This is a genomic window from uncultured Ruthenibacterium sp. (assembly GCF_963558415.1).
GTDB lineage: Bacteria > Bacillota > Clostridia > Oscillospirales > Ruminococcaceae > Ruthenibacterium.
This window is the reverse complement of sequence record NZ_CAUWGY010000085.1, coordinates 1-9,787: the sequence shown is the minus strand read 5'-3', so window position 1 is coordinate 9,787 and position 9,787 is coordinate 1. Positions and strand designations below refer to the sequence as shown.

Sequence of the window (9,787 nt, the reverse complement as noted above, 5' to 3'; positions counted from 1 at the left end):
TGCGATGCAATTGATTCGTGGAGGAGCGGTAGAGATTAATCATGTTCCAGTCAGTAAACCGCACGAACCGGTTTATGAAGGCGACACTTTTAGCGTGCGGGGGTATGGAAAGTACCATTTGAAGACTATTGGAGCGCAGAGCCGAAAAGGGCGGACGTTTGTATCCTATCTACAATATTGACAGGGGGCAATCATGAATGAATGCTGATGATATCCGCAATGTCACTTTTGACAAAGTGATGCGTGGCTACCGTCCAGAAGAGGTAGATGCCTATCTGGCTCAGGTAGCTGGTGAGATGGAAAAATTGCAAGCAGAAAAAGAAGATAACGAAAAGAAACTTTTTATTTTAGCTGAAAAGGTCGACCAGTATCGAAATGATGAGGAGACCTTAAAGACGGCTTTGTTGAATGCGCAACGCATGGGAGAGAGCGTTATTCATGAGGCTCGACAAAAAGCAGAGACAATTTTGTACGATGCAAACAGCAAGGCAAATCAGCTTAAGCAGGAAGCAGCGGACAATGTAGCTGAAATGGAGCAGGAGCTGGCGCGCTTAAAGACAGAAGTTGCTCAATTTAAGAGCAATGTCCTTATGCTTTATCGCCAACATATTGAGTCACTCAGTGCCGTTCCTGGCGAGGAGAAGCCAAAAAAAGAGCAGGAAGAGGAAAAAAAGCCTCGTTCTCATAGGCGTGAAAAGACATCTGCGGACAAAAATAAAAAGCAGGTCGTCAATGTGCCCGAGAAAGAAGAAGATCTCTTGGAACTACCGAAGGAACCAACGCGTGAGTTGGAACGTACGCCGTTTGATTTTGAGGCGGAAATGCCGCAAAGCAATGGTATGGATGGCGACGAGGAGTTTGAGAGCTACCAAGGAATCAAATTTGATGAAGATTGAAAAAAGCGGCGTTTGTTATGGGCACAGTAGCTGTTTGGCTTGCGCATGATAAGCGCCGCTTGTTTTTCTTTTACACGGAAGGGTGAAAAAATTGTTTTCAATTATACTCGTAACAATTTTGCTGGTTTTAGTGGATCATTTCACAAAATTTTTAGCCACAACATATTTGGCTCCCCTGGGATCTGTAACATTGATTCCGGGTGTAATGGATCTGCGCTACGTTTTGAATGATGGCGTCGCTTTTGGCATGTTTGCAGGCGGAAATGCGACGACCATTCTTTTAATCGTTACAGGAGTAGTGATTGCTGCTTTTGCGGCATATCTTTTTGTCAAGCGGCCGCAAAAGCGTTTGGAACGTATTTCAATGATTCTTATTTTGTCCGGTGGTTTGGGGAATTTTATAGATCGTTTGCTGAATAAAGCCGTAGTGGATTTTTTTGCGACGACTTTTATGGATTTCCCAGTATTCAATGTTGCGGATTGTTTTGTTACCATTGGGGTAGTATTGTTAATTGTTTCTGTGTTTCAGGACGAAATGAAAGAAAAAAAGATAACAAACGAGCAGAAGAGCAGCAATGAGCAGGCGTGAATTTATAGTTGATACGGAGCATGCCGGACATCGTATTGATAAAGTGCTTTCTGAGGCAATCGAGGAAATCACTCGAAGTTTTGCACAGCAGTTGCTCGAGAAAGGCCTTGTATGGTGCAATGGAAAGCAAGCGGTCAAAAGTTTAAAGGTGCATGCTGGGGATTGTATTTCCTGCGAAATTCCTCAGGCGGAGGAAACAAAAATAGTTCCACAGGAAATTCCTTTGGAAATCGTATATGAAGATCCCTTTCTTCTTGTTGTAAATAAACCGAAGGGTATGGTAGTTCATCCGGCTCCAGGAAATCCGGACGGAACACTGGTAAATGCGCTTTTGTATCATTGCAGTGGAAATCTTTCAGGTATTAACGGAGAGCTTCGTCCTGGAATTGTGCATCGCATTGATAAAGATACAAGCGGACTTTTGGTGGTTGCTAAGGATAATAGTACACATTTAAGTTTGTCACAGCAATTTGCAGTGCATAGCATTACAAGAGTTTATCATACGGTTGTATATGGTGGCTTTTCTGTGGATGATGGAAGTGTGGAGGGACTTATTGGGAGGCATCCGGTGGACCGCAAGAAAATGGCGGTTGTGTCTAAGAATGGTAAGTATGCCTATACCTCCTATCATGTAGAACAACGTTTCCCAGGTTTTACACATCTATCTGTTCGTCTCAAGACCGGACGTACGCATCAAATTCGTGTTCATATGGCTAGCATTGGACACCCAGTGGCGGGTGATGAGGTTTACGGACCCCATAAAGTGCTAAAACAGCTTCATGGACAGTGCTTGCACGCAGCTACTTTAGGTTTTGTTCATCCACATACTGGAAAATACATTGAATTTCAAAGCGAATTACCAGATTATTTTCAAACGTTTCTAAAGCAAATCCAAAAAGAGTAAAGGAATTGCATTTATGATTGAATCGTTGCGGGACATTTTAGTTGTTTCCGACATTGACAACACATTACTGACCCCTTCTGCCGGGATTCCTAGTGTGAATAAAGCAACTATTGAACTTTTTTGTGCACTAGGAGGGCGTTTTACAGTGGCTACCGGTAGAACGGTAGAGTCAGTTCGTCAAAGGTTGGGAGATTTAACGCTTTCGGCGCCGGCGATTACCGTCGGCGGCGGTGTGATATGCGATTTTTCTACAGGTGAACGTATTAAAAATGAAATTTTACCGCGTGCGGTCGCTTATCGTGCTCTGGAGGATGTATACACTAGGTTCCCAATGTTGGGTATTGAAGTAATGGGAGCGGACGATCATCTTTACATCGTGCGTAGCAATGAATTTGTACAGCAACATTTGCTTCAGGAGGAAATGAGCTGTTTATTGATTCCGCTGGACGAAATTTATTGTGAGTGGAATAAGGTTCTTTTTGCGGGAGATCCTGATACGCTAAAAAAGGTAAAAACTTTTGTAGAGGCTCGCTATTATCCGGGTGTTTATTTTATAGAAACCAATGCGATGTACTACGAAATCATGCCGGAAGGTGTGTCCAAAGGACAAGCTTTGAAAGATTTATGCCGTTATTTAAAGATTCCTGTTGAAAATACAATTGCAATAGGAGATTATTTTAACGATATTGAGCTGCTGCAGGCCGCTGGTCGTTCGGTCGCAGTTCAAAATGCGCCAGGAGAGGTACAACTTGTAGCTGATGAGATTACGTCTGCTTGCCTTGATGGCGGCGTGGCGGAAATACTTTATCGGTTGATTCGCCAGTATTCATAGGAGAAGCGTTATGCATAAAAACGTAAGATTGCTGTTGTGCGCTTTCTGTGGATGCTTGGTATTCTTAATGATTTCTTTGATGTTTTCCGTTCCTTGGACAAGTGGCGAGGCGGTGCCAATCTCCGCTTATTTTCAAGAACAGGAAGATAAAATCAATGTCAACACTGCTCCGGTATTGGAGTTGATGTGTTTAGAAGGAATTGGGGAAAAACGCGCAAAGGCGATTGTGACTTATCGGGAAGAGCATGGCACTTTTTCTTGTGTGGAAGATTTGAAGGAAATTCCCGGTATTTCAAATGGCATTTTAGAGAAAATAAAGGACGACATCACGTTTTGAATCCGGCAGAAGGAGTTGCGGAAGATGAACGAAGCAGCACAAGAAGATATTTTTATTAATAGGGAATTGAGCTGGCTGGAGTTTAATCGACGAGTGTTAATGCTGGCAAAGGACAAAAATGTTCCTTTAGGAGAGCAGCTTAAGTTTGCGGCAATCTATGGAAGCAATTTGGATGAATTCTTTATGGTCCGCGTTGGGTCTCTTTATGATCGTACATTGCTGAAAGAAACAGCTAAAGAGAATAAAACGGGAATGACACCGGCGCAACAACTGGATGCTATTATGCCTAGAGTGGCAGAACTTCAGCAGCATTGCGATAAAATTATAGGACATCTTTATGAAAAACTGGATGCCCTTGGATATCAAAAGATCGATTTTTCCAAGTTGGAAAAAAAACAAGAGCATTTTTGGAAAATTTATTTTCTTCAGGAAATTTTTCCTCTTTTGTCCCCTCAGATCATTGACCGTCGGCACCCTTTTCCGTTTTTGCGTAATCAGGAAATGTATTTGGGGGCAATGTTAAAATCAAAAAATCAAACACAATCTTCGTTTGGTCTCATCCCAATAAGCAATCAATTTCAGAGGATTGTTTTTATTCCGATGGAGGGGAAAATAGCTTTTGCTTTGGTGGAAGAGCTGATTGAGCATTTTGCGGCAATCGTGTTTGGAAAAAATACAATTCAATCCCGTTGTCTCTTTCGTATTACACGTAATGCGGATATTACGGTGGATGAAGGAATGTTCGATCACGATGTGGATTACCGTGATGTAATGAGTGAGCTCTTACGTAAAAGAAGAAAATTAGCGGCAGTTCGTTTGCAAACATCTTTGCATGCACCAGAGGAAATCGTTTCTTATTTACGACAAAAGCTTGTAATTCCGACGAAACAGATATTTGCACAAAAAGCTCCACTGGATTTATCGTTTGGGTTCAAGATTTCTGCCAAATTAGCAAAAGGTTCCAATCCACAGCTTTTTTATCCTGTGCGGCGGCCGATGCTTCCTCCGGCTGGATTTAGTTTGACAAGAGCAGTAGAAAAACAGGATGTGCTTTTGTCCTATCCATACCAAAGCATGCGCCCATTTATTCACCTGTTGAATGAAGCGGCAAACGATCCGGATGTAATCTCGATTAAAATGACACTTTACCGTGTAGCCCATGAATCCAAAATTATAGAAGCGCTTATTGCTGCGGCTGAAAACGGAAAAGAAGTTGTGGCTCTGGTGGAACTTCGTGCGAGATTTGATGAGCAAAACAACATCGATTTTTCCAAACAACTGGAAGAGGCCGGTTGTACCGTTATTTATGGATTTGATGCTTATAAAATTCATTCGAAGTTGACGTTAATTACGAAGAGAAAAGGAGAGAAGCTGCAATATATTTCTCAAATCGGTACTGGAAATTACAATGAAAAAACCTCTGAGCAATATACGGATCTTTCTTTCCTTACATCGGATCCCCAAATCGGAACAGAGCTTTCCACGGTGTTTCATAATTTGGCAATCGAACGGCTAACGGACACAGTAGCAAATTTGTTGGTGGCTCCCTTGTGCTTTAAAAGTATTTTATTGCAGGAAATGGATCGTGAAATCCAAGCGAAAAAAGAGGGGCGGCCGGCAGGGATTATCATTAAGTGCAATTCTATAAGTGACCGTGAGATTATTGAAAAAATTTCGGAAGCTTCTTGTGCGGGAGTTCCGATTCAGATGATTGTACGCGGAATCTGTTGTATCAAAGCCGGTGTGCCTGGGAAAACAGAAAATGTGCAAATTCGAAGCATTGTAGGACGTTATTTAGAGCATGAGAGAGTATACGCTTTTGGGGTTTGGCCAGATGCGCGTATTTGCATTGCATCTGGAGACTTTCTTACCAGGAATACGGAACGCCGTGTGGAAGTAGGAGTTCGAATTAAGGATGTAAACATTCGAAAAGAATTGTGGCAAATGTTGCAAATGCAATTGCGGGATAATGTCAACGCAAAGGAAATGCTACCGGATGGCACTTACCGAAAGGTTCGTCGAAATGAGACGGAACCATTGGTTGACAGTCAACTAGACATGTATAAGATTTTGCAGAATACTTGGCCACGGTCTGGAATGTTACAAGTATCTTCTACGGAAAAACGTATTTTAAAACATCGCGAAAAGGCAGCTTTTCATAAACGAAAAAAACAGGAACGTACGTCGGGAACGGCGAATCTTTGGAGTTCGCTTTCTCGCCTCTGGAAAAGTCTTTAATTAATCATTGGAACGACGGCCTATTGGCCGTCGTTCTTTTTACTTGGACAGGCGGCATATACATAGTTAGGATTTTTTCAGAAAAGGCGGGCCGTCATTATGTGGGAGAAAAATGAAACTCAAGTAAGAGAGCTTTACCCCAAATCGCAAGAAAAACCACCGAAACAGGAAAATACTGGGAAGGAAGAGCATTTACTGGGAATTCAGATCCTTCTTTGTGCAGTAATGGCTGCATTTGTTTTGTTTTCTAAAAGTACAGGAGCACCTTATTGGGCAAATGCACAGGATCAGTATCATGCAGTGGTCGAAAATGGAATTTCTTTTTCAAGCACGACAACGTTTTCACACTTCGCAGACCAAGTAATTGAAAAATTGAGAAGAAAAGCACAGGATGTTTTGGATCAATTGGACACGGGTGAACTCACAGGTCAGGGAGGAATATGGAAAATTTCCAACTTGAAAAAAGAAGTACCCGAAGGTGCCACTTTGGAAACATTTAACGTAGAAGATTCGTTTCAAATGCCTGTATCGGGGGTTCTCACCTCAGGATACGGATTTCGTGACAATCCAATTGATGGAGAAGATGATTTCCATGCAGGATTGGATATTGCTGCAGCGATGGGGACATCGGTAGACTGCTTTCAAGATGGTCAGGTTGTGAGGACTGGATACAATTCCGAAAGAGGAAACTTTGTGATTGTTCGTCATGCCAATGGAATACAGACACTCTATCAACATATGGCTTGTATTTTTGTAAGAGCAGGAGAAACTGTTTCAATGGCTCAGCGTTTGGGAACAGTAGGAACGACGGGCTATTCCACTGGACCACATCTTCATTTTGAACTGATTGTAAATGGTATGCGAATGGATCCTTCTCCCAATTTTCCGGAGTTGTTTGAATGAATTGGAGCATCAGTGTCCAACCGGTGGTTGTATGTGCATGTCTAGCGGTTGGGCTTTTATTTGATCCACTGGGTTTTTTACGTATGGCGTTGTTTTGTAGCGTATGGCATGAGATGGGGCATATTTTAGTTTATTGGGGGATTACCGGGCGTTTTCCACCTATCCAATTTCATGTGGGTGGAATTTCCTTGAAAGAAACACACTGTATTAGCACAAAGCAGGAAAATTGGGTTTTGCTTGCGGGACCTTTAGCCAATATGATCCTTTCGGCGGCGCTATATGGATATACCTATTATCAGGCAAGTTATGGAGTTTATTTTTTGGCGTGTGTAAGTCTTTGCACAGGTGTATACAATTTGCTTCCGGTTGGAGTGTTAGATGGCGCGCGATTGTTGCAAAATTGTTTTCCGGCCCATCGACAAGAAGCCGTCATACGTGTAGAAAGGATATTGGCAATTTTTTTAGCGGCGGTTGTTTTCGGCGGCGTTTTCTTTTTGCCATTGCCGATGACTTCTCGTATGGCAGCCTTTTTGGCGGCGGCATATCTTTGGATGCAGCAGTTATCGTCTTAAGATTGTCTTGTTTGTAATGGATGAAGAACTATGATATAATATTTCCAACTTTGTAGATAGAATGGAACAAGAGGTTGGACGAATGCCAGAAATTACAGAACTTCGCTCGGTTTTGCTTAATGTTCAAAAACCCGGCCGCTATACGGGCGGTGAGCCTGGATGCATTTATAAAGATAAGGAAAAGTTGGATCTTCGGTTTGCATTTTGTTTTCCTGACACGTATGAAGTAGGCATGTCCTTTTTGGGAATGAAAATTTTGTACGAAATTTTAAATCAGAGAGAGAATATTTGGTGTGAACGCGTTTTTATGCCGTGGCTGGATATGAAAAAGGCTATGGAAGACAATGATATTCCTTTGTATGCTCTGGAAAGCAAAGACCCTGTCTCACAGTTTGATGTGGTGGGTTTTACGCTTCAATATGAGCTCTCTTACACCAATATTTTGGCAATGCTGGATTTAGCGCATATTCCGATGCTTGCCAGCCAGCGCACCGAACAAGATCCTTTTATTGTGGCAGGTGGCCCTTGTGCGTGCAATCCAGAACCTTTGGCGGATTTTTTTGATTTGTTTATGTTGGGCGAGGGTGAGATTCAGCTCCCCGCTGTATGCGATACAATTATTCAAGGCCGTAAGAAAGGACTAACGAAACACGAAATTCTGGTTCAGCTTTCTAGAATACAGGGTGTTTATGTGCCTTCTTTATACGAGGTGTCCTATCTTCCTGATGGTCGGATTGAAAAGATCCAGGCCAACGAGGGAGCTCCTGCAACTGTGCGTAAGGCAATTATCCAAGATATGAACAGTCAGCCTCTGCCTACACATTTTGTAGTGCCTATGATTGGAGCGGTGCATGACCGTGCTCAAATTGAGGTTCTCCGAGGGTGTGTGCGCGGATGCCGCTTCTGCCAGGCAGGATTCCTTTATCGTCCTATGCGCGAGCGAGATGCGGACATGTTGAGCTGTGCAGGGAAGGAATTGTGCAATAACACGGGATATGATGAAATTTCGTTGACATCTCTTTCAACCAGTGATCATAGCCAGTTAGAAGTACTGTTGGACGATATGTTGAGTTGGACGCAGGATGAGCATGTGAGTATGTCGCTTCCATCTCTTCGAATTGACAATTTTTCGGAGAGTTTAGTGGAAAAAACCACAAGGGTCCGAAAAAGCGGATTGACTTTTGCGCCGGAAGCCGGTACACAGCGGTTGCGAGACGTGATTAACAAAAACGTTACTTGGGATGAAATTGAACGTGGGTGTACGTTGGCTTTTCGCTCGGGATATACGGCGGTCAAATTGTATTTCATGATGGGCTTGCCTACAGAGACAATGGACGATATTGCTGGAATTGCAGAAACTGCGCAGAAAATTGTAGATTTATATTACAGTCAAGAGCATCCTAAGGGAAAAGGCGTTCAGGTGTCTATTAGTGTTGCTTGTTTTGTTCCAAAGCCGCATACGCCTTTCCAATTTGTTCCGCAAGATACGCAGGAAACTTTAAGAGAAAAGCAGCAACATTTGCTTCGGTGTGTGCGCAGTCGAAAAATTAGTGTTAGCTATCATGATAGCAGAACGAGCTTTTTAGAAGCTGTATTTGCCAAAGGAGATCGCAGACTGGGAAAGGTTCTTTTAGAAGCATATCGTCGTGGTTGTTATTTTGATGGATGGGACGACCATTTTTTATACGAAACGTGGATGGAAGTATTCAAAGATTTAAAAGTTGACCCCGCCTTTTATGCAAATCGGTTTATTGCATTGGATGAGATCACGCCTTGGGAACACCTCGACTATGCGGTTACAAAGGATTATCTGATTCGCGAGTATAAAAAAGCTCTTGAAGGAAAGACAACGCAACCGTGTAACCGTTCCTGCGCGGGTTGCGGGGCAAACAGCCTGCTGGGAGGAGGTGCCTGCTTTGATTACAATTCGTCTGTGGTTTACTAAAACAGGAGAAGCTGCTTATATATCGCTTTTGGATTTGCAGCGTGTTATGCAGCGAGCATTAAAAAGGTCAGGCCTACCAGTTTGGTATACGCAAGGATTTAATCCGCATATTTATATGACGTTTGCAGCGCCTTTGGCTTTGGGACAGGAAAGTCTAGTAGAGTCCATGGACTTTAAAAGTGAAAAAGAAAATTGGGACTGGTCAATGGCAAAAAATTTGCTGCAGAAATGCTTGCCCAGCGGAATCGATGTAGTCAAATTGGAACTTGCGGGGCGTAGCGCCAATGAAATTGCCTATGGAATTTACAGCTTTCAGGTGCACTCGGAACATGCAAAAATTGTAAAGGAGGCATTTGAAGCGTACAATCAGGCGGAGCGCGCATTGGTGATCAAGCAAGGAAAAAAGGGAAAGCAAAAGGAAATTGATTTAAAGGTATATCTCCCCAATATAGAATATACCCATCGCAAAGAAGGACTTTTTGCTCGCGTAGTGCTTCCGACAGGCAATTCCTTTACATTGAATCCATCTCTTTTATTGCATTATTTTCAGCAAACAAATGCAATTGATCCC

10 protein-coding genes and 1 pseudogene are annotated in these 9,787 nt (G+C 42.7%); all 11 read left to right on the top strand.

Annotation, left to right across the window (positions count from 1 at the left end; genetic code table 11):
* Window positions 1–181, top strand: a pseudogene (locus AB5H98_RS11410) (hypothetical protein); the annotation flags it as partial.
* A gap of 16 nt (window positions 182–197) precedes the next feature.
* The gene (locus AB5H98_RS11405) at window positions 198–896 is read left to right on the top strand and encodes a DivIVA domain-containing protein (RefSeq protein WP_367926020.1); all 699 of its coding nucleotides are present in this window, start codon (window positions 198–200) and stop codon (window positions 894–896) included.
* Window positions 897–987: 91 nt separating this feature from the next.
* On the top strand, window positions 988–1,485 hold the full coding sequence (gene lspA, locus AB5H98_RS11400) for a signal peptidase II (RefSeq protein WP_367926019.1): 498 nt from the start codon (window positions 988–990) through the stop codon (window positions 1,483–1,485).
* Window positions 1,472–2,389, top strand: coding sequence for an RluA family pseudouridine synthase (locus AB5H98_RS11395; protein WP_367926018.1), 918 nt, complete (start codon window positions 1,472–1,474; stop codon window positions 2,387–2,389). Before lspA ends, AB5H98_RS11395 begins: the two co-directional genes overlap by 14 nt.
* Before the next feature lie 13 nt (window positions 2,390–2,402).
* Window positions 2,403–3,221, top strand: coding sequence for an HAD-IIB family hydrolase (locus AB5H98_RS11390; protein WP_367926017.1), 819 nt, complete (start codon window positions 2,403–2,405; stop codon window positions 3,219–3,221).
* 10 nt (window positions 3,222–3,231) lie between these two features.
* Window positions 3,232–3,558: a ComEA family DNA-binding protein gene (locus AB5H98_RS11385; RefSeq protein ID WP_367926016.1), complete on the top strand. Its 327-nt coding sequence runs from the start codon at window positions 3,232–3,234 to the stop codon at window positions 3,556–3,558.
* 24 nt (window positions 3,559–3,582) lie between these two features.
* The gene (gene ppk1 / locus AB5H98_RS11380) at window positions 3,583–5,796 is read left to right on the top strand and encodes a polyphosphate kinase 1 (protein WP_367926015.1); all 2,214 of its coding nucleotides are present in this window, start codon (window positions 3,583–3,585) and stop codon (window positions 5,794–5,796) included.
* A 99-nt stretch (window positions 5,797–5,895) separates the two neighbouring features.
* Window positions 5,896–6,699, top strand: coding sequence for a M23 family metallopeptidase (locus AB5H98_RS11375; protein WP_367926014.1), 804 nt, complete (start codon window positions 5,896–5,898; stop codon window positions 6,697–6,699).
* On the top strand, window positions 6,696–7,271 hold the full coding sequence (locus AB5H98_RS11370) for a site-2 protease family protein (protein WP_367926013.1): 576 nt from the start codon (window positions 6,696–6,698) through the stop codon (window positions 7,269–7,271). The genes AB5H98_RS11375 and AB5H98_RS11370 overlap by 4 nt, the downstream gene beginning before the upstream one ends.
* A gap of 82 nt (window positions 7,272–7,353) precedes the next feature.
* Entirely contained in the window at window positions 7,354–9,216 is a 1,863-nt protein-coding gene (locus AB5H98_RS11365) for a TIGR03960 family B12-binding radical SAM protein (protein WP_367926012.1), read from the top strand.
* Window positions 9,188–9,787: TIGR03936 family radical SAM-associated protein (locus tag AB5H98_RS11360; RefSeq protein ID WP_367926011.1), on the top strand; the 600-nt coding region annotated here is incomplete at its 3' end. The genes AB5H98_RS11365 and AB5H98_RS11360, both read left to right, overlap by 29 nt.